Annotated in this window: 21 protein-coding genes; 12 read left to right on the forward strand and 9 right to left on the reverse strand. The window is 56.6% G+C overall.

The genetic code is table 11. The features are described from left to right. Positions 1-125: 125 nt before the first annotated feature. Genes IEX04_RS10060 through IEX04_RS10070 form a run of 3 tightly spaced genes read right to left on the reverse strand, consistent with a single transcriptional unit; the run spans position 126 to position 3,753 of the window. Positions 126-1,070 (reverse strand): hydroxymethylglutaryl-CoA lyase-like TIM-barrel protein, encoded by a 945-nt coding sequence (locus IEX04_RS10060; protein ID WP_188685518.1) that lies wholly within the window; start codon positions 1,068-1,070, stop codon positions 126-128. Continuing rightward, positions 1,067-2,311 carry a CaiB/BaiF CoA transferase family protein gene (locus tag IEX04_RS10065; RefSeq protein ID WP_188685520.1) on the reverse strand — a complete coding sequence of 415 codons (1,245 nt, stop codon included), beginning with the start codon at positions 2,309-2,311 and terminating at the stop codon, positions 1,067-1,069. The genes IEX04_RS10060 and IEX04_RS10065 overlap by 4 nt, the downstream gene beginning before the upstream one ends. A 26-nt stretch (positions 2,312-2,337) precedes the next feature. Beyond that, entirely contained in the window at positions 2,338-3,753 is a 1,416-nt protein-coding gene (locus IEX04_RS10070) for a GntP family permease (RefSeq protein ID WP_188685522.1), read from the reverse strand. Positions 3,754-4,032: 279 nt separating this feature from the next. On the opposite strand from IEX04_RS10070, the gene IEX04_RS10075 reads away from it, so the two are divergent. From IEX04_RS10075 to IEX04_RS10080, 4 genes are all read left to right on the forward strand, one after another. Next, on the forward strand, positions 4,033-4,557 hold the full coding sequence (locus IEX04_RS10075; RefSeq protein ID WP_308422412.1) for a PhzF family protein: 525 nt from the start codon (positions 4,033-4,035) through the stop codon (positions 4,555-4,557). Positions 4,558-4,599: 42 nt separating this feature from the next. Beyond that, a complete protein-coding gene (locus IEX04_RS19090; protein ID WP_308422413.1) occupies positions 4,600-4,752 on the forward strand; it encodes a hypothetical protein in 153 nt (50 codons plus the stop codon). Between the two features lie 183 nt (positions 4,753-4,935). Continuing rightward, positions 4,936-5,064 carry a hypothetical protein gene (locus tag IEX04_RS19020; RefSeq protein WP_256382679.1) on the forward strand — a complete coding sequence of 43 codons (129 nt, stop codon included), beginning with the start codon at positions 4,936-4,938 and terminating at the stop codon, positions 5,062-5,064. A 296-nt stretch (positions 5,065-5,360) separates the two neighbouring features. Further along, positions 5,361-6,542, forward strand: coding sequence for a hypothetical protein (locus IEX04_RS10080; RefSeq protein ID WP_188685524.1), 1,182 nt, complete (start codon positions 5,361-5,363; stop codon positions 6,540-6,542). 81 nt (positions 6,543-6,623) lie between these two features. Here the strand turns inward: IEX04_RS10080 and IEX04_RS10085 are convergent, their stop codons facing one another. Together IEX04_RS10085 and IEX04_RS10090 are read right to left on the reverse strand one after the other, a co-directional pair. After that, entirely contained in the window at positions 6,624-8,339 is a 1,716-nt protein-coding gene (locus tag IEX04_RS10085; RefSeq protein WP_188685526.1) for an AMP-binding protein, read from the reverse strand. A gap of 246 nt (positions 8,340-8,585) precedes the next feature. After that, the gene (locus IEX04_RS10090) at positions 8,586-9,677 is read right to left on the reverse strand and encodes a thermonuclease family protein (protein WP_188685528.1); all 1,092 of its coding nucleotides are present in this window, start codon (positions 9,675-9,677) and stop codon (positions 8,586-8,588) included. A 198-nt stretch (positions 9,678-9,875) separates the two neighbouring features. Between IEX04_RS10090 and IEX04_RS10095 the strand changes: the two genes are divergently transcribed. Beyond that, on the forward strand, positions 9,876-10,745 hold the full coding sequence (locus IEX04_RS10095; RefSeq protein WP_096255007.1) for a VOC family protein: 870 nt from the start codon (positions 9,876-9,878) through the stop codon (positions 10,743-10,745). 63 nt (positions 10,746-10,808) lie between these two features. Here the strand turns inward: IEX04_RS10095 and IEX04_RS10100 are convergent, their stop codons facing one another. Beyond that, entirely contained in the window at positions 10,809-11,600 is a 792-nt protein-coding gene (locus tag IEX04_RS10100; RefSeq protein WP_188685530.1) for an acyltransferase, read from the reverse strand. A gap of 369 nt (positions 11,601-11,969) precedes the next feature. On the opposite strand from IEX04_RS10100, the gene IEX04_RS10105 reads away from it, so the two are divergent. Beyond that, on the forward strand, positions 11,970-13,109 hold the full coding sequence (locus IEX04_RS10105) for a hypothetical protein (RefSeq protein WP_188685532.1): 1,140 nt from the start codon (positions 11,970-11,972) through the stop codon (positions 13,107-13,109). A 46-nt stretch (positions 13,110-13,155) separates the two neighbouring features. Then, positions 13,156-13,404, forward strand: a complete 249-nt coding sequence (locus IEX04_RS10110; protein ID WP_188685534.1) for a hypothetical protein — start codon at positions 13,156-13,158, stop codon at positions 13,402-13,404. Between the two features lie 1,773 nt (positions 13,405-15,177). Here the strand turns inward: IEX04_RS10110 and efeB are convergent. The 3 genes from efeB to efeU are packed head-to-tail and all read right to left on the reverse strand — an operon-like array spanning position 15,178 to position 18,472. After that, complete coding sequence (gene efeB, locus IEX04_RS10115; protein WP_188685536.1) at positions 15,178-16,458, reverse strand: iron uptake transporter deferrochelatase/peroxidase subunit; 1,281 nt, start codon at positions 16,456-16,458, stop codon at positions 15,178-15,180. A 2-nt stretch (positions 16,459-16,460) separates the two neighbouring features. Continuing rightward, entirely contained in the window at positions 16,461-17,615 is a 1,155-nt protein-coding gene (efeO, locus tag IEX04_RS10120; protein WP_188685538.1) for an iron uptake system protein EfeO, read from the reverse strand. Positions 17,616-17,650: 35 nt separating this feature from the next. Further along, a complete protein-coding gene (efeU, locus tag IEX04_RS10125; protein WP_188685540.1) occupies positions 17,651-18,472 on the reverse strand; it encodes an iron uptake transporter permease EfeU in 822 nt (273 codons plus the stop codon). A 323-nt stretch (positions 18,473-18,795) separates the two neighbouring features. Here efeU and IEX04_RS10130 point away from each other — a divergent pair, with 323 nt between their 5' ends. The 5 genes from IEX04_RS10130 to rimM all read left to right on the forward strand — a co-directional run bounded on the left by IEX04_RS10130 (position 18,796) and on the right by rimM (position 22,815). Further along, on the forward strand, positions 18,796-19,530 hold the full coding sequence (locus IEX04_RS10130; protein WP_188685542.1) for a hypothetical protein: 735 nt from the start codon (positions 18,796-18,798) through the stop codon (positions 19,528-19,530). Between the two features lie 69 nt (positions 19,531-19,599). Further along, positions 19,600-21,243, forward strand: a complete 1,644-nt coding sequence (locus tag IEX04_RS10135) for an HNH endonuclease signature motif containing protein (RefSeq protein WP_188685544.1) — start codon at positions 19,600-19,602, stop codon at positions 21,241-21,243. A gap of 227 nt (positions 21,244-21,470) precedes the next feature. Next, positions 21,471-21,884: a 30S ribosomal protein S16 gene (gene rpsP / locus IEX04_RS10140; RefSeq protein WP_096255014.1), complete on the forward strand. Its 414-nt coding sequence runs from the start codon at positions 21,471-21,473 to the stop codon at positions 21,882-21,884. A 2-nt stretch (positions 21,885-21,886) separates the two neighbouring features. Further along, positions 21,887-22,126 (forward strand): RNA-binding protein, encoded by a 240-nt coding sequence (locus tag IEX04_RS10145; protein WP_096255015.1) that lies wholly within the window; start codon positions 21,887-21,889, stop codon positions 22,124-22,126. 164 nt (positions 22,127-22,290) lie between these two features. Continuing rightward, entirely contained in the window at positions 22,291-22,815 is a 525-nt protein-coding gene (rimM, locus tag IEX04_RS10150; protein WP_188685657.1) for a ribosome maturation factor RimM, read from the forward strand.

The raw sequence follows: 22,815 nt of genomic DNA on the forward strand, positions 1-22,815 counted from the left end.
CCGCGTACTCGGTGATTGCACTGATGCTAGCTAAGTTGCCACTGGTGCGGCACTATCTTAACTAGTTTTCTGCCGAATCGCCTTCCCGAAAGGCATCACTACCGAGCTCAGAGGTTTGGCGCGCATTACGAGATCGTTTCGGAGGGGATAACCCATTCGAAAGCTTCTGCCTTAGAGCGAGCGCCCTGGGCAGACTTCGAACGGTTCGGTTCACCCAGCTCACCGAGCAAGGATGCGGACAGCTCAACAAGACCGGCAAAGTTCGTCGGTGTTAGCCAACTAGGCTGAGTCGCAAAAAGGATATCTTCGCTGGAGGTATTGCCGCTGGCGCCGGGGGCAAACGGGCATCCACCTAGACCGCCGAGGGCACCATCCACCAAGGTGGCTCCGGCCGAGATAGCCGCCAAGGTATTGGCAACCCCTAAGCCCCACGTATCGTGGCCATGAAAGACGATGCGTCGTGTTGGAGAAGTTTCGCGTACTTGCGAAATGAGTGAGGAAACCTGTGCCGGTACGGCCTGGCCCAGTGTGTCGCAGATGACGATGTCGCAGGTGCCTTCGGCACGTGGATCATTGGCAATTTCTAAAACGCGCTCCGGCGAAACTTGGCCCTCAAAAGGGCATGTAAAAGACGTGGCGAGACACAGCTGGATCCTGCCGCCGGCTTCTTGCGCATAGCGAATAGCTTCGGGGAGGGCATCCAAGCTGGCTTCGGTACTGCGCCCAATGTTCGCCTGGTTATGCGCTTCGGATACCGAGAGGCAATATTGGAAATTTCGGATCCCAGCCTTGACAGCCTTGGCGACATGCCCCGGAGTCGCGACCCAGATCCAGCAGCGTTCCAGCTCTTCTGGAGTCAGCCCCTGAGCAACTTCAAGGGTGTTTGCCATCGTCGGGACCAAATCAGCACGTGCCATAGAACCAAGTTCGATTTCCTCGACGCCGAGTCGAATCAATTCTCGTACGGTGCGGATTTTAGTTTCGGTGGAAAGCATTTTTCCTGTGAGCTGCAATCCATCACGCAAGGTGACGTCACGCAGGGCGGCAACAGGGGTAAATGAGTAGCTCATGAGACCGTCCTTTCGGATGCAGTGGCCGCATCGATTTCAGATTTATCCATCCCCAGCAATTGGCCGAGAACCTCTTCGGTGTGTTCGCCAAGATCAGGGCCCAGAGACCTGATGGGCAGTGAGGCACCTCCGATGACCGGAACGATTCCAGGGAATCCGACGTTCTCCAGTATTTCCTCGCCGGTGGACACATCAAATTTCTGAATCATGTTGCGGGCCGTGTATTGCGGCTCGGCGGCGATATCTTCAGCGGTATATATCGGACCCGCAGGAACCCCTGCAGCATCAAGAATTTCCAAAGCATCGGCTGAAGTATGGTTGGCGCTCCACGCTCCGATAGCTGTGTCCAGCATTTCGCGGGCTTCCCAACGTTGGGAATTGCTCTGCAGGTTCGGATCGATACCCAGCTCTGGGCGACCAATAGCCTCCATATAGCGTCGGTAGATGGCGTCGCCATTGCCGGCCACAACAATGCTGGTGCCATCCGCGCAGACGTACGCGTTAGACGGAGCAATGCCTTCCATACGTCCACCGGTGCGGGTCCGTGATTCCCCGTAGGCACTTTGGTCAGGTACCAATGACTCCATCATGGAAAACATTGCCTCGTGAAGTGCGACATCAATAATTCTATGATCCAGTGCCAGCGTTGCTTGATCTCCGCGTGTAATTTCCCGTTGATAAAGCGCCACCACAGCGCCGAAGGCAGCGTACAAACCGGCAATTGAATCTCCGATAGATACGCCTACCCTCACGGGTGCGCGGTCGGGGTCTCCCACTAGATTACGGAATCCACTGAATGCTTCGGCGACGGCTGCAAACCCTGGTCGTTGAGACATTGGCCCGGTCTGGCCGAATGCCGAAATTCGGGTAATAATCAGCTCAGGGTTGGCTGCGTTCAGTACTTCAGGCCCCAACCCCCACCTTTCGAGGGTTCCGGGTCGGAAGTTTTCCAGCAAGATGTCGCACTCCTTGACCAGTGCGAGAATTGCGGCTCGGCCGGCTTCGCTACGCAGGTCTAGGACAACAGACTTTTTATTGCGGTTGATGGTTCGGTAGAGCATGGAGACGCTACCCTTTTTTAGCCTCCAGTTGCGCAGTTCATCTCCGGTGCCGGGGCGCTCGATCTTGATGACTTCGGCACCAAAATCGGCCAACAGCCTTCCTGCGGTCGGTGCAGCAATGTAGTTTCCCAGTTCAAGGACCCGCACGCCACGAAGCGGAGCGATTTGTTCTTCTTCCATGATTTGTTCTTCCTTATGCTCTGGTACTAGATAAAGATGTTGAGGATCATGACCATGCCCAGGGCCACGATGGACGCTACAGAGACTCCGACGCTGACCGTCTTCAGTGCCCCTCGCACTGTCTGCCCGAACAGGGATTGCAATAACCAGAAGGTGTTTGAGGTGACATGGACCATGAACAATGCCCCGGAGCCGGCTGCCAGAGCGATCAGTACCGGGTCAATGCCCAGCGTTGGAGCAATGGGAGCAAGTAGGCCGGCCGCCGTGATCCCGGAGAGGGTTACGGAACCAACGGCGATGTGCAGCAAGGCAGCAATGCCCCAGACAACGACCAGCGGGGCGACGGTGCTGGCCGAGAAGAACCCGCCGAGAATGTTACCGAGCCCTGCAGTGGATACGGTGGCTGCTAGTGAACCGCCAACACCGGTCAGCAGCAGAATCTGCCCGCTTTCTTTGAATCCGCTGGCGATACCGCGATCTACGCCCTTCTGGCCTACGGCAGAACGTGCAACCAAGATGGTCCCGATTAAACCGATGAGCAACGCGACGACGGGATTACCGATGAGCATGATCCAGCCTGCTTCGTAGCCCAGCATCTCGGACACGGCGCCACCTGCGATCAGCACTAGCGAAGTCAGCAACGGGACAAAGAGGAGAAATAGTGGGGTTTCGCGTTGCTGCTGAGTCTGCACGTTAACGGCTGCCGGCGCGGTACCGTTTGAGCCGGTGCTAACTTCGTCGTCTTGCCCAGCGGCCTCTAACTTCCGGGCGCCGGTGCCGGTTTCCTCGCCGAGGACCAATTGCTCATCACTCTCGGCTTTCCAGAAGCCGCGGCTGAAGAAGAAGGACATGATGGCGACAGAGATCAGTACCGTAGGAACCACGACGAGAAACCCGAAAATCATCATCTTGCCAAATGGCACGCCGAGCAGTCCGGCTAGCGCTACAGCACCGACGCCAGGGACCATGAGCACGATGCCAACTTCGCCGGCGATGGCCATAGCGGTCGCGATGCGAGCGGTACCGTGCTGCCCGATCTTGGGAGCAATCCGACGGGCCAGCGGAGCGGAGATGACCAACAGTACATCCAAGAAGATGGTTTGCAGCGCGGTACTCACCGCAAGTGCCATCGTGTAAGGCAAGCGTTTGGGTCCGAAGGTCTTAAGTAGGTGTTCAACGAGTCGACTGATAGCCCCCGTCTCGTTGAGAATTGAACCCATCAGCACGCCGAAAGCCACGAGCAGCCCAACTTCGACCATGATGTCGCCGAAACCTTGGGTAATGGTTTCAATGGTCTTGGTGACTCCCAAGCCGGTGGATAGGCCCAGATAAATGGAGCCGATGATCAAGGCGATGACGGGGTTCACCTTAAATCTCACGATCAGCAGCACTGCTGCCAGTACTGCCACCGCCGTATTTATCAGTATCGCGGTATCAGACATGCTTGATCCGTTCTTAGGGGAGTGCGAGAAGTAGTGACGACCGCCACATTCTAGTAACCCATCTTATGAGTTACTACTCACAATGCAAACAACGTTTCAGTGGTGCTCGAATTCGTGACGGACCTTGAATTGCGGGCATCATGCACGGATGAACGCGACCGCTAAACTGCGTGAGGTGCGCGAAAGTGGCGTATTTTCGCAAGCAGCGGGCGGCGCCTCTGCGTTAGATCCTCGCCGGAGGGTAGGGGCCCGATGGAATGTCGCGAACTCTTCTAGGGCTTGCCGCTGAGTGGTTCTTTTACGAAATCACCCACGCCGTATCGCGGAAACCCATTGGCTGTTGTTCAGGGAGCGAAAGGGTTGAGCGAGGGCGAAATACAGCGCTTCGCAAAATGGACAAACCTGGCCGAAGCTACTTTTCTGCAACGGCCAACAGATCCTGCGGCCGATTACCGGGTACGGTTTTTCACCGCTTCTCAGGAGTTGCCGTTCGCAGGGCATCCCGCCCTGAGAACTGCCTTCGCGGCGCCACCTTTAGCCCGCTATGAATCGGTTGATGAGCCGTTGGTTCAGCAAATTGCTCAGGCCATAGGCGCAGCCCGGGAGGGCATCATTGACAGCTCGTGGCTAGTCAACGGTCCACAGTGGATTGGCGTTAGATTATCTACCGCGCAAGAAGTGCTGGCATTAAACCCGGACACGGCTGATCTGGGGTCACTCGCGGTTGGAGTAGTCGGGCCGCATGAACCCGGACACGATGCGAACTTCGAGGTACGTGCCTTTAGCGGCGGGGACTCGGTATAGGGCCCGGTGACTGGGAGCCTGAATGCCGGGTGAGCGCGGTGGATGATTGATTCTCAGATTGCCGGTCAGCATTACAGCGCCGCGCAAGGTACTGCTATCGGGTGCGAGGGCCGGGTGCATGTCGACGTTGAGGACGGAACCATCTGGGGTGGCGGGAACGTCATGAGCTGCGTTAACGGCGAAGTGCAGTTCTAGCTAGAACGGGCACTAGGTATGCAGATTAGGGCAGCGGCGTTCGGGGTCTGGGAAGTTCGGGTTACTATATTGCGCCAGTGGCCGAACTATGGAGAATTTTTCAGAGCTAGCCTAAGGTAGACCTTAAGGGGTACTCTCCCCACATTTGGAAGTGCTGAGCATTTCCGGCAAGGACGGCACATTATGTCGAACAAGTCACCACGCAAAAGCGACGCGAAGAAACCTGGCAAGTCCATCAAGGAAAAGCGTGCAGAGAAGAAGCTTAAGCATGCAGAGACCGTGACTGATCCGGTTCGCAAGTCAGCTAAGTAAAAACTATCTACATTAGTCAACACCCTCACCGGTAGTTGATGCCGATCGAGCCCCTGTCCGCAGCGTTAGACGCCGGATGGGGGCTCGGTCGCGTTTAAGGGACGAGTATTTAGTACGGCACCACGCATCTCTGAGGTAATGTGCAGATCCCGCTACTTTTCGGCAACGCGGCCTCCTCCTTTATGCCTACAAAGCTCCGGTTGTTGCCTCCTGTTAGTGAGCACTGAGGGCGATTCCTTGTCTGCCTGAAAATCATAGGATGGGAGCAGTAGATAAATTCCTAGCGAAAGCGGACTATGAGCACCGAATCGTTTGACCTCGTCTCCCTTGGGTTTGAGTTCCACGCCCGCGACAGTGACGCTGCACAAAAAGTCTTCGACGCGCTAGATTCCCGTGGCCTGATTGGTTACCTGGGGGCGCCACAGCTAAGTGATCAACTGACCTATGTGCCTGTAGACGTAGCCACCGACAAGCAAGGTTCCTTGCTTATGGCAACCGAGGCCGGCGAGTTAGCCAAGCACGACCTGTCTACGGAGAAGCTGACTACCGAGTTGCTGGAAGCCGCGGGTGCTCAGGCACTGAGCCTTGATGGCATCATAGTGGCCGGGACTGAGGTGGAAGTTACCGGTGACGGTGACGCGGCAGAGACAAACTCAGGGAATCAAGTAGTGGCCGGAACCCACGTGATGGCCAGCGAGTTGGTGATGTCCTCGCTGGGGCAACCAGGAGTATGGAAGGTGCGGCAAACCCAGGAGAGGCTCCTAGCCGTCCGCGAAGGAGAACCAGTTGAAATCAGGCTCGGGCAGAAGCACCTTCGTGCCATCGAGCTGAAGAGCTCCGACGGTTACATTCAGCTCAGCGTCCATGCCAGCGCAAAAGCCTTCCAACTGCAGGACAGTAACGTCTTCGATTATTGGATGCCCACCGAAGACCGTCCTGTACCCATGGCCGCCACCGGCAGCGAGGTTGCCCAGCTCCAAGGAAAACTCGGCGCGCAACTGTACGCCGCGGATTCCGAAGAGCTGTTGGAACTAGAAAGATTCTGGCCCGAGGCGGCAACAGGTATCGTGCGATTAGCTAAGCTACGCAGTCTGGACGGGCTGCGACTCTTCCTGAAGGGGCTGGGGCTGCCGGAAGAAATGGTCGACTACATGCGTGGCGAACCGCTAGCGGACGGATTCACCGAGTTGCCACGCAGTCTGCCAGCAGGTCTAGACCTCGCGGTAGAAGAAGAAAGGGCTAAAGCCAAGGGAGTGATGAAGCTGGTGTACCGCACCGGCTGGAGTCCTGCAGCGCTCATTTCCTCATCTTTAGCGGTCATCGGGGCGGGAGTCCTATTTAATCGCTGGATGAAAACTTCGGGCAAGCCGGGTACCGGATGGCGCCGAACCATCATGTTCTTTTGGTATTCAGATGCAGGCTACTACCTGGCACACGGGGTACGCCAGGTACTTAAAGCGAAGCTGAAAAACCGTTGAGCTGATCAAGGAAAATGGTTCCACCGGTGCTGCGCCTGAGCGTGGCCCCGGTGGAACCATTTCTAACAATGTGAGACGGAGCTATTTCTTTTTCGAGCGTAGCGAGGGAAAGTCTGTATCTCTGAACTCAGTACCCGAGACTTGACCTGAGCTGTGAAGCTCTTCCTCGGCCTTGCGCAGTTCAACACGGCGGATCTTCCCGGAGATCGTCTTTGGAAGGTCGGCGAATTCGAGTCGGCGAATGCGTTTGTAGGCTGCCAGATGCTCTCGACAATAGGTTAAAATGCTTTCGGCTAGCTCGGCGGTAGCCTCATAACCGTTGGCTGGCACGATGTAAGCCTTAGGAACGCTGAGGCGTAATTCATCGGGCGCCGGAACTACCGCGGCTTCACCGACACCGGGGTGCTCAATGAGCACTGATTCTAGCTCGAAGGGGCTGAGCTTATAGTCGCTGGATTTGAACACATCATCCGCGCGGCCCACATAGGTCAGGACACCATGCTCATCACGTTCGGCGATATCGCCGGTGTGGTAAACATTGTCGCGAAAAACTTCGGCAGTCTTTTCTTCGTTTTCGAAATAGCCCTTCATCAAACCTAGCGGACGCGGGGTGGTCACCAAACAGATTTCGCCAAGATCACCCTCCTGGCCGGACGCTGGGTCTCGAAGAATGATGTCATAACCGGGCATGGGGCGTCCCATGGCGCCGATGGTGATGCGTTCACCCGGAGGGTTGGCAATCTGCACGGTGGTTTCGGTCTGGCCAAAACCGTCTCGAATGACTTGACCCCAAGCTCGCTGTACCTGGTCTATGACTTCGGCGTTTAATGGTTCGCCAGCTGAAACAAGTTTGGCTGGGGGAGTCTTGAGCAGTGCGAGGTCTGCCTGAATAAGTAACCGCCAAACCGTTGGTGGCGCGCAAAAGCTCGTGACATGTTCCTTGGCCATCTGGTCCATCAGAGCAGCTGCATCAAAACGTTCATAGTTGTAGATGAAGACCGTGGCTTCGGCAATCCATGGGGTAAAGAGATTTGACCATGCGTGTTTGGCCCAGCCAGGAGAGGCAACGTTGAGATGAACGTCCCCAGGTTCTAAACCTATCCAGAACATGGTGCTGAGGTGCCCCACCGGGTAGGAAGTGTGCGTATGTTCTACGAGCTTCGCCTTAGAAGTGGTCCCGGAGGTGAAGTAACGTAGCAGAGTCTCATCTGCGCGAGTTGGTTCGCTGAGTTTAAAATCAGTGGGCGCGGTAAAGGAATCCGCATAGTTCAAATTGTCGCCACTGGGAGTTCCGCCAATTTGAATGAGCTTGTAGTCCCCGGGGACCGTCTCAAACTTTGGAATCTCAGCTTCGTTGGTAATCATCCATGAGACATGTCCGCGGTCAATGCGATCTTCTAGATCTGTTGAGGTTAGTTGCGTGGTGCAGGGAACAAGAATGGCTCCGAGCTTGATGCCGGCGAGCATGGTCTCCCATAGCTCTACCTGGTTACCGAGCATCACCGCGATGGAATCGGATCGTTTGACACCTTGGTCGCTGAGCCAGCGTGCCAGTTGTGTTGAGCGCTGTGAAAGTTCTTGCCATGTCCGCCGGGTGGAGGTGCCATCAAGTTCGGTGATGATCAGTGCAGGCGTGTCTGAACGCTGAGGGTCAAGGGCTACCTGATCAAACCAGTCAAAACCGAAGTTAAAATGCGTGAATTGTGGCCACGAGAACTCTTCGCGGGCCTTCGAATAGTCTTGGCGCAAATCCAATAGCTGATTACGGACGGAGCGAAATTCTTCGGTGACGTTCATCTAAAACCTTTCAGTACCGATGACTCTAAAGTGGCCTGCATCACTGGCAAATATACTTTGATGTCCTACCTTTTGGAAAGGGGCAAGCCGTGAAGATCCTCCCAATAAAAGATGTTTGACTTGCGAATTGGATCCGCGTCGTTAGTGGGCTTATGTTCCATGCAAGACAAAAGCCACCTTCTTGGCCAATGAGTTGGCAAGAAGGTGGCTGAAATCTTTGTGGTCGGAATTTAGATAGTTAGCCGGTTACGGGCAAGGCTTCCAAGACTTTCCGCCCGGTGCGTAGCAGCGTGGTCCGGTGTAATTACGCGGAACGGACTTGGTGCGAGGCTTGGGTGCCTGCGTACGCGGTTTCTGCACCTTGGGTGCCTGGTAAGTCGGCACCTTTTGCCTTGGCTTGGATTGCTGTTCAATGCGACGGCGCTCTGCGGCCTTTTGTTCTGCGACCTCGCGTTGTTGCTTCAACTGTGCTTGGCGCTTAGCTTCAGCTGCTTTCTTCTTAGCCGCTTCCTTTTTCTTGCGCTCTTCATCCTTGCGCTTTTCTTCGGCTTTAATGAGCGCCGTTTTGGTGTCTAGGTGAGCCTGTTCGACTTGATTCGCGTGAAGTACTGAGCTGTCGAGCTTGCTGATGTGCTTTTTAAAGTGGGTTGTTAGCAGCGCGTAGGTCACCGGATGCATGTCCGGGGTGATCTTGCTTAGGGCGCTCTTGGCTCCATGGCCAAGAGCTATTGCCGCGGCTGCTTCCCCCGCAAGGCTTTCGGCTTCCTTGACTGATTCTGCCGGCGCTTCACCAAGCTGTTCAAAAGCCTGCGTGGCTTCTTCGAGTTGCGCTGGGATAGTGCACGCGGCGCTAGGGTCGAACAATCCGGTGGCCTTAGCTGCCGCCTCGTTCTGTGCCTGAAGTACCTCGTCGTAGAATCGCACGTTTGGTTCGTACTTCACTGCAATGCCCAGCCCCGCGGCGGCGATATCGGCGTTGACTAAGCTCTTGTCTTTGTACACGCCAGCAAGGGTGCGTCCATATTTATCCGTGCGCTCAATGTCGTATTCCAAATCAACTTTATCGCCGGGCGCGAGTAGCGATTTGAGGTGCTCCGAGGCCTCGGGCCCCATGCACTCTACTGACTTATTGGGATCAACGGTTTCCGGGGTATCGATGTTCAGTAGGCGTACGCGTGTATCCTCACCCGCAATGCGGATGTCTACAGTATCGCCGTCGACTACTTTAACTACTGTTCCGTTGGAGTCATTTCCGGGCAGGATTGAACAGCCTGTGGCCCCAAGTGTTAGCGCCGCGGTTAAACCCACGGAAAGCCAAGTTAGCTTCTTCGTACTCATGGTGATGATTCCTTCAAGCGTGCGAGTGAGTGGAGTGATGAGTCTCCAAGGCTAATTGAAGGGAGGAAAAGTTGAACTGTCAATCTGTGTGCGGTGATGCGTCCAGAAGTGCTCTTCGCCTCATTGCTTGAAGCTTCAACTAAAAAGGAGTAGGCTGATATTCAAGAGCTACAGATACACGTTGAAAGGTAAGGAATCATGACACTCATCAAAGAAGACAAACTCTCCGCCGAACTGCAGATGAATGCGGTCCAGCTCAAAGTTGGCAACATGAAGGTCATGAGCGAGTACTACCAAAAAGCGCTGGGTCTTGAACTCCAAGACGAAAATGCTGGTGGAACCCGACTAGGCCGCGGGGCTCGAACGTTGGTCAACCTCACTCCATCACCGGGTTTGCAGCAACCAGCCCGCGGCGAAGCCGGACTCTTCCACACCGCACTGCTCTTTGATACCAAGGCAGACCTGGCTGCCACGGTGCTTTCTGCCGCACAGTTTGACCAGAGCCGCTTCGTCGGCAGCTCGGACCACCTGGTCTCCGAGGCCTTCTACTTCACCGACCCGGAAGGCAACGGCATCGAGCTGTACTGGGACCGCCCACGCGAGAGCTGGAGCTGGACCAACGGTGAAGTTGCTATGGATACGACTTATCTTGATCCCAACGTTTTCCTCAACGAACACCTCAATGAGCAAGCTATTGCTGGGCAGCGCAGTGCCGAGGCTGAAATTGGCCACGTCCACCTGCAGGTAGGTGACGTAGACACCGCGCGTTCCTTCTATGTGAACACCCTCGGCTTTGACGAGACCACGGCACTAGGCGATCAAGCATTGTTTGTCTCCGCCGGCGGCTACCACCACCACATGGCAATGAACGTGTGGAACTCCCGCGGCGCAGGTCCTCGCAAAGACACCTTGGGACTCGGTGAAGTGCTGATCAACGTGCCGACCGCGGACGAGGTCGGCAAGCTCGCCCAACGCCTGGACTTCGCGAAGGTAGCAAACCATCACACCGGAGCGGAACTGCGCTTCATGGATCCATGGAATAACCAGCTGCGTGTCGCAGTCAGCTAGGAGACGCCACAAAATGCCACCTTGTACTCGCAAGGTGGCATTTTTACGTGAGGCATCAGAGGGTTAACTGCCAGTGATTTTGCCAAGTTTCTGTGCCGCACGCTGCACCAGTCCCTGTGGTTCGGCCATCTGCACCGCTGGCATCTGCGTGGCCGTATTCTCATGCTCACTGTCGGTGTAGTTCCAGTATTCTTCGGTTTTGGTGATCGCCGAGGCATCGGGTTTGTACGGTGGCTTATGGAAAGACAGATGGGGCCGTTCCCACGCAATATTCTTGCGTACCACCTTCGCCGGGCTGCCCACGGCAATGACGTTGTTGGGGATTTTCCGGTTGACCAGGCTGCCAAAACCGATCACCGAGCCGTCGCCGATCTTCGCGCCGGCCAGCAAGGCGGCCTGCGCGCCGATCCATACGTGGTTGCCCACGGTAATGTCCTTGGCCGGGTTCACCCGCTTGCCGGACTTCACGTCAAAGATTGCATGGCCATCATCGGCGCGGATCTGGTTGCCGCTGGCAATCATCACGTCATCGCCCAAGCTGACGGTCACGCCCTCCACGGCGCTGATCAAACATCTGCCGGTGGTGGTCACATCCCGGCCGATGCGGACCGTGGCATCTTCGCCCACGCGGATGGTGAAGTGGCAACCCTTCTTCTGGCTGGGGCCAATGATCAATGTGCCATTGTCACAATCGAAGACCAGATCTAACCGGGTAATCTTTGCTTCGGGGTCCACAACAACCCGGTTGCTCTGACCACGGAACTTGACCGTGATGTTCTTTGCGAATTCGGTGGGGGAGGCAATGGTGTTCCCCTGCTCGTCTTCGTAATCGCGCAATGCGGTAAGTTCGATCATTGCACCGACTGTAGTCGCTGGAAATGAGTTCCCGGCTGCTACGCCCAGGATTTTCAGGCGATTTTCAGCGCTTTTTGACCTCCTGTTTAGGAGAGGTGCGCACCGCCCCATGTGTATCATTTGGGTGGCCCCCGCAAATATAGTTGTAAATCTGATCCGGTATGCATTACTTAGCCCTATCGGCGTTGTCGTATAGCTGATACTGTCCAAAGACGGTACTTGAATGGGAGTTTGGGGCTCATAATGGCAAATAGTGATGGGGATAGTTTGCGTAGCATGGTGATTGCTTCGCCTAAATGGGTGCACCGTCGAATCCAGACCATCGACCACACGACCCCGGGCCGAATTCTGCTTAAAAATTCGTTGGATGTGACCGCGCCGATCTCGGCAAAAATTGCTGGCACCAAGTCCCGGGTAATTATTCCGATAGCTGTTCTTGATAAGCGAGTGTTGTCCGGCTGGTGGGTCACGGATTCAGCGGGTTCCCCGCTGGCGGTTATTAGCCAGGACAGATCGAGAACCTTGGTTCAGGACATGCTGGTAAGCTTCCTTGCTCAGTTTGGCATCATTCTCTCAACGAATAGCGCGGTACAAAAGAGACTGCTTAGCTTCATAAATAATTCAGAAGCCATCGCTGCAGTCGCTCCGAACGCGTTGCTGAACGCGTACCCACAACTTCATGATGTGAATCCGGAGGCCCTCTTCATTAAGGATTTCATCCAATTGCTCTCACGCTCCTGGGTGGTACTGGTCGAAGTTCCTGAAGACGTCCTCGGACGGCGAATTATCATCAACTACGGCTATGATTTGCCCTCCAACGAAGTTCGTCGTCCAAGCATTTGGAGTAGTACAGATAATGATGTTTATAGCCTAGATGTACCCGACCCAGGTTTTTCACGTAGTCTGCATCTTCAAGTTTTGGTCCCACCGGAACTTACTATTTTCGAGATGAGCCTCGAACATGGAAGTGCTAGCGGCGAAGTAAACAGGGCCATCTCCTCAGCGGCCAGGCTAGGCCCGATTGCGCATGTTCAAAATATGAATTTCATTCCGCGTTTCGCCAAAGCCGCAGTTGAATTTCGTCTTCGCCCGGCTCGCGGAGGCATTAGTGCATTTACCCGTTGGTCACTCTTCTTCTCATGGGCTCTAATCTTCTTTAGCCTGAGCATCTGGATTGGCCCAACTGAATATTATTTGAACGATGATTGGAAAAGTTCAATCTCTTCATCCGTGATCCTTGTAGCTCCAGCCATATTCATGTCGTGGATAGCCAGGGCCCCCGAGCCAGGAGTTTTGGCTACCGCGCTGGTCAGACTCCGCCGAATAAATATTCTGCTGGCCTTGTCGATGCTGACCATGGCGGGGGCGCTTTCAGTCGCTTGGTCTCCGGTGATCTGGGCAGTGCTGTGGGTTCTGTCTTACATGTTAGGTGGTTTTGCGCTGGCCATTTGGTTGGCTGAGCATAGCGCCCGAAAGCCAAGGAAATTTTCTACGTCAACTAATGGTTGAATCTAGTAAATGCTCGTATGCTGAAGATTCAGGGAAGGAGTAGGCCATGACCGTTCCAGCGAACACCGAACCGGAGACCAATCTGCCGCAAAGCACCAACCAGCGTGTCATCAGTTATGCCGTATCTTCGTTGAACAACGATGCGGCTTATCTCGTTGACAGCTACCGCAGAATGCCAATCGTCGGCGTTTATGAGGGCTTGGACAAGGTGGAAGACTACGTGAAACTCATGGAGAAGTTTGGCAAGCTTTCGGACGATGAACCATCCGATGCCGAGGACTGGTCCGTCGAATAAGTAACCGAAGGGTTAGGATTCGTAAGACTTCTAAGACAGTTGACTGAACGCGGCGGATCATTATCGGGCCGAGAGGCGAGATTTTTGATCCGGGAGCCAGCACCACCATTATGGACATCAAAGTGGCAATCATGAACGGTCGACTATCGAAGACTTCGAAGATCGACTCGAAGCCACCACTTGCCGTCGCGCTCGTGAAACCATCGCCTTGGTCTGCCCATTGTTGACCGCTAAACGCTCCGAGTGGGTCTTTTGACCTGCCGCCGATCGCCATGAATTTCACGTAGCACCGTGTGCCTATCTCTCGATATTCCTGCCGACATTTGACGGAGGGCGCTTTCCCGACCGTAGTCGCTGAGGCAAGAATCGATAGCGCAATTGAAAGAGACTGAAAACCGAGTTGCTGGTTTTGTGGCATTGCTCCACGTACCTGTACCAACTGATGGGTGGGTAGTACTTCCGGCTACAGTTCGGGCAGGGACTCGATCCAGGTCCGTGGAATTTATGGTCTCGGGTCCAACGGGAGCACGTTGTATGAATGGATACCTGGCTAACGACGACATTCGGTACAACATGGGTGTGACAATTGCCCGCAATGTGTGCGAGTTGCCTGGTATCGTCCAAGCAGCCGGTCAGCAATGGGCCACTAACAGGGTAAGTTTTTGGTGGAAAGTGTGGTGATAGCTAGCGAGCGCATGGTGGAGGGCGAATCAGTTTGAATAGTTGGTCCTCCGTCTTTACCGTGACGATACCAACGAATCATCACTGGCGGTTTGAAGTGCCAGTCCGTTGCCACCTTTTACGGTGGAAGGTGGATGCTCGGCACTGGGCCGAACTGTTCCCTGCGCGAGCGGTTGGACTCAAGCCGCGACGAGGCATTGAAATGTGAAACCGGCTTCCGTGTCTTGTGGAACTACGATCAAGCCAATCGAGGAATACGGGTAACCCACACTGAATGGGAGGAAATTTCTAGACCCAAGCAAATAACTAGCCAGTTTTGACGTCGATACTCGGCGAAAATCGACGTACGCTCGCACCTTCTAGGTGATACTCAGTCAAACGTCGACACCGTCAACGTCATCTACTTTTGGCGTTAGGGGCAACCGGTGAATCAACCTTTTTTGTAACCAACGTTGCCGTCGCGATCGAAAAACCCCGGACAGTGGACGGACAATGCATCTAAGGTTGACGCTCACGTTGCTCTGTATAAAGCAATGTACTTCTGTGCGATGCCCCAGAAACCGAAAATTTGTAGTAGAAACTCTCATGTTTCCTGTAATTTTCGATGTTTTTAGGGCGACTTTCTTCTACTCGGAATAGAAATCTCAGGGCCAAGCTCAGCTCTCCCTTAAAGAGTCAGTTATGACTTTATGTGGAGGGTTTAGAGCGCGAGTGTTCAGAGATTGCTGGTCTCGCTGCATCGAGGCTCTGGACGTTGCGAACCTATTGCTAGATGACATGTCCAAAGCAGCTCGCGCTGGGCAGCACGCAAGCAATTGGTTTGACGTAATGGCCACTTAAAACGAAAAATGGACCCTCTCCCGAGCATTATGATTCGAAGCTGAAATTACATTTCTGGTAAAGCCGGTCTCTTAGGACCGTTCGGCTACGGACAAGTTCTCCTTGGCATAAAAGTCTGTAGTCGGGTGACTCGGAGTGCGTTCTTTTCGAAAGTGACAAGATCGGATAGATAACGATGAAAACCGTCGGCAAGACACACTTATGCGTTTCTTGAGAGTTCTTACGAAAACTAATCTCTAATTCGGTGTGGTGCTACACCGTTTCAAAAAGTTGCTGGCCCAGATACTGGCCGGCTTGGATTCCCGGTGGAACTGCGTAGAGGCCCGAGCTGGTGTGACGCAAATACTCATTCATCGCGTCATTGGCGCTCATGGCACGCTGAATCGGCACAAAGTGGGTGCGAGCATCGTTCACAAAGGCGATAAAAAACAATCCAGCGTCTAACCGGCCGAGGCCATCTGAACCGTCGGTGTAATTAAATCCACGGCGCAGCATCCGTGCTCCACCGTGCGCGCTGGGGTGAACCACCGCTACGTGAGAGTCCTTCGGGATGATCGGTCCACCACGTCCTGGCATGGCAAAGTCTGGCGGTGTAAATTCGTCCCCGCCAGACAGTGGAGCGCCGCTGCTTTTGAGCCTGCCCACCACATTTTCCTGCTCGCCTAGGGTGGAACGGTCCCAGGTTTCAATATGCATTCGAATCCGCCGTGCTACCAGGTAGCTGCCACCTACCATCCACGCTTGGTCGGTGCCCTCCTTGGTGACCCACACATTTTCTTCCAGTGCTTGGGAATCTTCGGCGACGATATTTTCGGTGCCATCTTTAAAGCCAAACAAGTTGCGCGGGGTGCTCTGCTGCGCGGTGGTCTTTGAGGTTCGCCCAAAACCAATTTGGGACCACCGCACATTTGCTTTGCCAAAGGCCAGGCGGGCCAGATTACGGATCACATGCACCGCCACCTGCGGGTCATCGGCGCAGGCCTGAACGATGATGTCGCCATAACTGCGCTGCGCCTCGATCATGTCGCCACGAAAATGCGGGAGTTCGATCAGCGCTTCGGGTAATTTACCGGCTAGTCCAAAGCGCGGTGTCTCGCCGTCCAAGAACAGCGAGCGGCCAAAGCCTATAGTCACGGTGAGCCGGGAGGCCGGAAGCCCCAGCGCTTCACCGGTATCCGTGGGCGGGGCATTATAGGAACCGGCGAGCGCACCGCCTTCACCAATTTCCTGTCCTTGGGTCATCGCCAAAATTGCTTGGGTCCACGCTTGGAGCAGCTCGATCAGTTCTTGGCGGTCCTCGGTTTGCACGTCAAAGGCGGCGATGTGCATGCGGTCCTGGGACTCGGTAACGATCCCCGCCTGATGCTCCCCATAAAAGGGTATCTGATCACTTGGTGCCGGTTCGCTGACCTGTCCGGCATAGGCTAAGTGGCCCAGCGCCCCCAAAGCTAGCCCCGCGCCGCCGGCCCCGGCCGCGGTGAGCAGTAACCGGCGGCTGAGGTTCACGCTGGTTTCTTCCTTGTCCTGGCGCATTTTTACTTCACCGCGGCGGCGGTCAACTGGGACAGTGGTTCGGACAAGGCATCCACCCCGGCGGCCAGGTCTTTGATCTGCGTGGCGGTCAGCTGGTTGTAGTACTTAAACCCGTCGCCCACCCGGTGCTCATCAAGTTGTTCCTGCAGCGCGGCGAAGTTCTTCTTCAGCTGTGCATCTAACTGATCATCGGTGCCCACCAATAAGGGCTGCAGATCCTCATAGGCAATCTTCGCTCCTTCCAGGTTCGCTTGGAAGTCCCACAGGTCGGTGTGGGAGAACAGTTCCTCTTCGCCGGTCACCTTGCCGGTGGCCACCTCGTCGAGTAGTTCCTTCGCACCATTGGACAGCTTGTCGGGGGTGAAGGTCAGCTCGGTGGTCCGCCATTGCAGTTCCTTGGTATCTTTGACCATCTGCTGCGCTAGTGTGGTGCGCTCGTCCTTGGACAGTTTGGTGTATCCGGTGGGGGACCAGAGGTCTTTTTCTGCCCGGTGCCAGCCGGTAAATGCCTCACCTTTTTCGAGGTCTGCTTCGCGGGCATCAAGGATCGGGTCAAGGTCCCCAAAGGATTCGGCCACCGGTTCGATCCGCTCCCAGTGCATCCGGGTCGGGGCGTAGAGCTTCTTGGCAAGCTGCTCATCGCCGGCGGCAAAGGCGGTGGCAAAGTTTTGGGTGCCGCGCACCAACTGTTCGGACTGATCCTTCACATATGCGCTATAAAGCTCGGTCGCGTTCTTTTGCAATGAGGCCCGATCCGCCGAGACGCTGGGGCCCTCGGCGGATTCGGTGACGCTAAACGGCGCACGAATCCCCTCGCCGACCATTCCCGGCTTACAGGCGGTGTAGTAAGAGCCGGCCGGTGCGATCACTACCAGGTCTCTAGAGACCCCGGGGCCGATGTTTTCTACCTCACCGGCGATGCGCAGCCCGTCTTCGGCCAGCAGGTAAAACTCGGTGACCGCGCTACCCTCATTTTTGACATTAAACTTCAGCGTGCCGCCGGGGACCTGGTTACTTGACACGGTGCAGGCCTCGGCGGTGGACACCACGTTGATGGTGCCGTCGCCGGCCGTCGTGCCGGTGGTGTTATCGGTGCAGCCGGTCAGGGTCAGTGCTGCCAGGGAAATCAGGGCTGCCGGGGCGAGGAATTTATTCATCGTTATGCCTTCGTTGTCAGAAAAAAGAGTGAGAATTATCCGCGCACTGCGGTTTTCGGGGCGAACACGGTGCGCAGGTAAAGGAACATCACCGGCACCACGTACAGCACCCAGACGGTAGCTTCGAGCCAGGTGGTGGCGGGGGAGAAGTTAAAAACACCCTTGAGCAGCGTGCCGAGCACCCCGCCCGGGGCGATCACACCGGAGACATCAAAGGCCAGGTAATGAAGTCCGGGCAGCAGGCCGGCCTCCTGCAGGTCGTGCACCCCGTAGGCGAGCACCCCGCCGGCGACGATCACCAAGATCGCCCCGGTCCAGGCAAAAAATTTGGACAGGCTGATCTTCAGCACCCCACGGTTGAGCAGGATGCCCAGTACGATCGCGGTGAGGATACCCAAAAATGCGCCGAGCAGCGGCTGCCAGGTTTCTCCGGTGGCCCGCGCCGCGGCCCAGATGAACAGCGCCGTCTCCAACCCTTCACGGCCCACCGCAAACGCGCCGACCAGCACCAACCCAATCACCGAGCCCTCGGCGACCTGATCCACCTGGGATTTCAGATCGGCATTCAGCGTCTTGGAGGCCTTCGCCATCCAGAAAATCATCCAGGTCACCAAGCCCACCGCAATCATCGACAGGCTGCCGCCGATCATCTCCTGCGCCTCAAAGGTCAGCCCGCGTGGACCAAAGGTCAGCAGCGCCCCAAAGCCCAAGGAGATCAGCACCGCGATGCCGATGCCCGCCCAGATCCGCGGAAGCAGATGTGCGCGCCCGCTCTTGGTCAGGTAGGCCACCAGCAGTACCACGATGAGCACCGCCTCGAGGCCTTCACGCAGGCCGATCAGGTAATTTCCGATCATTACTTTGCACTTTCACGCAGTTCGTTTTCCGCGCTGGCTGCTGCCAGGCATGCGGCGGTGCCACCGGCGCAGAAATAGCTCTGTGTCCGGTCACACAAGCAACCTCGCTAAGGTTAGCCTAAACTGACTACCGGAAAAAAACTACCTAGTACATCTGCGTTTTATGCGACTTTCCGCAGGTGGAGTTTCATTACTGCACCACGCCGTGCCCTAATGAGCGCCGCTCATTTTGATCCATCCAAGTAGTCCGCGCCGCTTTTTCGCGCACCATCGGGTATCGGCTACCGGTGACGCTTCGCTCCGTAGCTTGCTAGCCTGCACCCATGATGCTCTTCGATCTGCTGGGGGAAAGCGCGCCGCCCGCCCCGCCGCGCCGCAGTGCACTCGTCTTCGCGGCGCTCACCGCGCTGCTGCTGTTGGCCTCTGCAGCACTGCAGTTACGCGCTTCGGCCGCCCGCTGGGTCGAGTTCGGGTCCACCGTGGGTGACAACGAGCTGTCGGTGGAAAGCGACCAGTTTGATTACTTCTTTCCGGCCGGAGAGTTTTTCCCGTTGCCCCACACCGGCATCCCCCTCGGCATCGCCCTGCTGATCCAAGCCGCCGCGCTGCTCTGCCTGCTGGCCACGCTCATTGGCGTGCGCGAACGCACCTCGCGCGCGGTCTTCTTCACCGCGTTGCCACTGGGGGTGCTCGCCGCCCTGGGCTTTGCGCTGCAGGGCCTTCACGCGTGGCTCTCGGCGTTCGAGCAGCAACCCAGCGCCCTGGCCGAATCATGGCTTGTCGACCTCGCACTGCTGATCGCTTTTCTCGCCCTGTGTGCGCTGAGCATCCTGTGCTGTTTTTCGATCCCGCTGCTGGGTATCGCCGCAGCCTTTCTGCTCGGCTCCACGATGATCGGATATTTCATCTCCAGCTCCCTGCTCGCCCCGCTGCTCACCGGCTACGTCTCGCACGACACCACCCCGGGCACCGAAACCATCGTGGCGCTGTCCACCGCCGCCGCATCGCTGACCATGCTGGCTGGTTTGATCACCCTTACCGTCCAACGCCGAAAATGAATTCGGCACTTATCCACACCCTGCACCCGGCCAGAACCACCGGCCCCCGCATGCCGCCATGCTGGGTCCATGAGTATTCGACAGCTCGTCACCGGCTTGGCCAGCCTGCGTGACTTCGCCACCGGCCCCATCCCGCAGGCAGTAACCGCCCTGCTCTTCGAGGTGATGGGTCTATGCCTGGAGGTACTCACCAAGCTTTCAGTTCATTTGCGTGAATCGGACGATCACCGCGTGGCCGCCGCCCACGCCTCGGTGATTGAAAAAATCTTCCGCTACACCGTGCGGGAGCAAATCCGCAGCCTCGCCCACCTGGAAGCCACCGCCGCCCACCTGCTGGGCGGCGAGGACCTGACCGCACTGCGCGAGCACCGCACCGACTTCTCCCGGCCCGCCACGTTAGAGACCGGGCGCACCGCCTACAACAACGCCAGCAGCTTCAGTGCCGCCTGGCTGGGCATCGACTTCTTCGAGGCGGACCGCCGGCTGGCAGATGCCCACCTGCTCATCGCCCGCCGCTTCATGGACGGCAGCGCCATCACCCCGCGCTTCACCCAGCTGGCCACCTTGCACGCCGAGGATCAGGGGCTCGACCCACGACGGGTCGCCCAGGCCGCGCGCAGCCTGGACAAATTTGAACCGCCAGACACCAGTTTTGAAGGCGCTCCGCTGGACCCGGCCGCAAGCTATGAGGGCCAGAGCATGCAAGAGCGTGCGGTGAAGCTGCTGCGCGAGCCGGACCGGGCCACCGGAGCTAAAAAACTCAAAAACCTCCTGAGTGATTACCGCAAGGCGAACAAGGAATTTGTGCAAGCCGAATGCGGACTCTTCTATCAAGGCAATACCAACGGCATCGACAGCTTCCTGCTGCGCTCCCAAGGCCTGCAATCGGAGGAACTGCTTTCCTTCGTCGGCCAGTCCGATAATCCGCGCACCGAAAGCGGTCAAGCCGCCCGCAAACCTGCCCCACTGGCACCAGCCGATCTTTTCAGCAGCGCCGACCCCGCCCCGGATTGGGCCAAGGACCCCGCCGGGGAACCTAGTGAACCGGCCAAGCCAACTAAACCGGCCGATCCAACTGAACAGGCCGAGCCAACTGAACAGGCCGAACCCACTGAACTGACCGAGCCAACTGAACAGGCCGAACCCAGCGTATTGGAAGTCTCGGTCGCGCAGCGCAGGCTCAATGCCTTGCTCGCCTCCCTGTCGGCCAGCAAAACAGGTGCCAAAACCGTCATCCCGCAGGTCCTGGTCCACATGCAAGCGAGCAACCTGAGCGATCTGGCATCCGCCACCGCGGTGACCGCCCACGGAGTACCACTGGAACCGGCCGAACTTCGCCAGCTGCTGTGCGAAGCAAAAATCATCCCCATCGTCTTCGGCGGCAAAGGCCAGGTGCTCGACGTAGGCCGGGCCCAACGGCTCTTCCCCGAGCCAATCAAAAAGGCAGCCTTCGCCAGGGATCGCGGATGCATCGTGCCCGGGTGCAGTGCACCGCATGAAATGCTTGAATACCACCATTGCAATTGGTGGGAGCGCGGCGGAAAAACCTGCATCGAAAACTGCGCGGTGCTCTGCCGGCACCACCATGCACTGATCCACCGCAGACTCTTGCGCATTCAAATGGTCGGGTCAGTTCCGCACATCGTGCTGCCTGAATTCCTCGATCCGGACCAGATACCGAGGCGTAACAGCTACTTCCGTGCTGCCGCTTAAGTTCCGCCGCGGGCGCGCGGTGCAGCTGCGCCGGCCTAGTAGCGCATCTAACAAAATTCGAGTTGGTATCGGTTGACTGCTTCTGGCATGATTGGAAGGTACTCGATTTGTTGGGGACCCTCTCTCCGCGATAAATCCTGTCCTTTTTTAGAGTTGAACCAGTACGGCCTGCCCCACAGGCGCGAAACGTTCGACTCGCCCATGTTGAGAAACAGGAGACCACTAAAGTGGCCGTAAAGATTCGTCTGAAGCGCTTCGGTAAGATGCGCGCACCTTTCTACCGCGTTGTTGTTATGGACTCGCGCGCCAAGCGCGATGGCCGTGCCATCGAGGAGATCGGTAAGTACCAGCCAACTCACAACCCTTCGATCATCGAGATCGATTCGGACCGTGCGCAGTACTGGCTCTCCGTTGGCGCACAGCCAACCGAGCAGGTTGCTGCACTTCTGAAGATCACCGGTGACTGGCAGAAGTTCAAGGGCATCGATGGCCAGGAAGGCACCTACCAGGTTGCCGAGCCTAAGCCTGCATTCGTTGCTCCTGATAAGGGTTCGGTGATCCTCCCAGAGGCAATCACCAAGAAGGCCGAGAAGCCAGCTGCTGAGGAATCGGCAGAAGCTGAAGCCACCGAGGCCGAGTAATCATGCTCGCCGATGCGCTTGACCATTTGGTGCGCGGGGTAGTCGAGGAACCGGAAGACGTCAGGGTTTCCCTGAAAGCCAACCGCCGCGGCGACCTGCTCGAAGTGCGTGTCCATCCCGAAGACCTCGGTCGTGTGATCGGACGTCAGGGACGTACCGCACGGGCACTGCGTACCGTGATGGCAGCGCTGGCCAAGGAGCCGATTCGTGTTGATGTTATCGACACCGATCGTAGCCGGTAGCCAAACATTTTTGAGGTCAGGCGCAAGCTGACTTCACCACGGAAGGAGTTTCCGCTCAACAGGGCGGAAACTCCTTCTCGTGTTTCATCGTCAAAACCCGCCAACCTATGGCACCCCAGCGCGTGGCATCGTCCCGTGGATTCAAGGAGAATGATCACCAGATTATGCGATTGCAGGTAGCACGTATCGGCAAGCCCCACGGCATCCGTGGCGAAGTGACCGTTCAAGTCCTCACCGACGTCCCCGACGATCGTTTTGCGCCCGGAGAGGTCCTGCACGTCATCGACGGCCCGGTCAAAACCCTCACCGTCACCAAATCGCGCTGGAACAAAACCATTCTTCTGGTCGATTTCGCAGAAATCAAAGACCGCAACATGGCCGAAACCTTCCGCCAGGCACACCTGGAAATTGAGGTCACCGGCGAGGAAGAAAGCGCCTCCGATGAGTGGTACGAGCATGAGCTGCTGGACCTGAAAGTCATCCACGATGGCAAACAGGTCGGCGTGATCACCGCACTGCGCACCAACCCCGCCCAAGACCTGCTGGTCTTCAAGGACCTGAACGGCGAAGAGGTCTACCTGCCATTCGTCGACGAATTCGTTCCGGACGTTGATCCCGAGGCGGGCACCGTGACCATCACCCCTCCGGCCGGCCTCCTTGAGCTGAACCAGGGCGAGGAAGAAAAGTAA

Origin of the sequence: Glutamicibacter ardleyensis (genome assembly GCF_014644555.1) — a bacterium.
In the GTDB taxonomy this organism is placed as follows: Bacteria; Actinomycetota; Actinomycetes; order Actinomycetales; family Micrococcaceae; genus Glutamicibacter; species Glutamicibacter bergerei.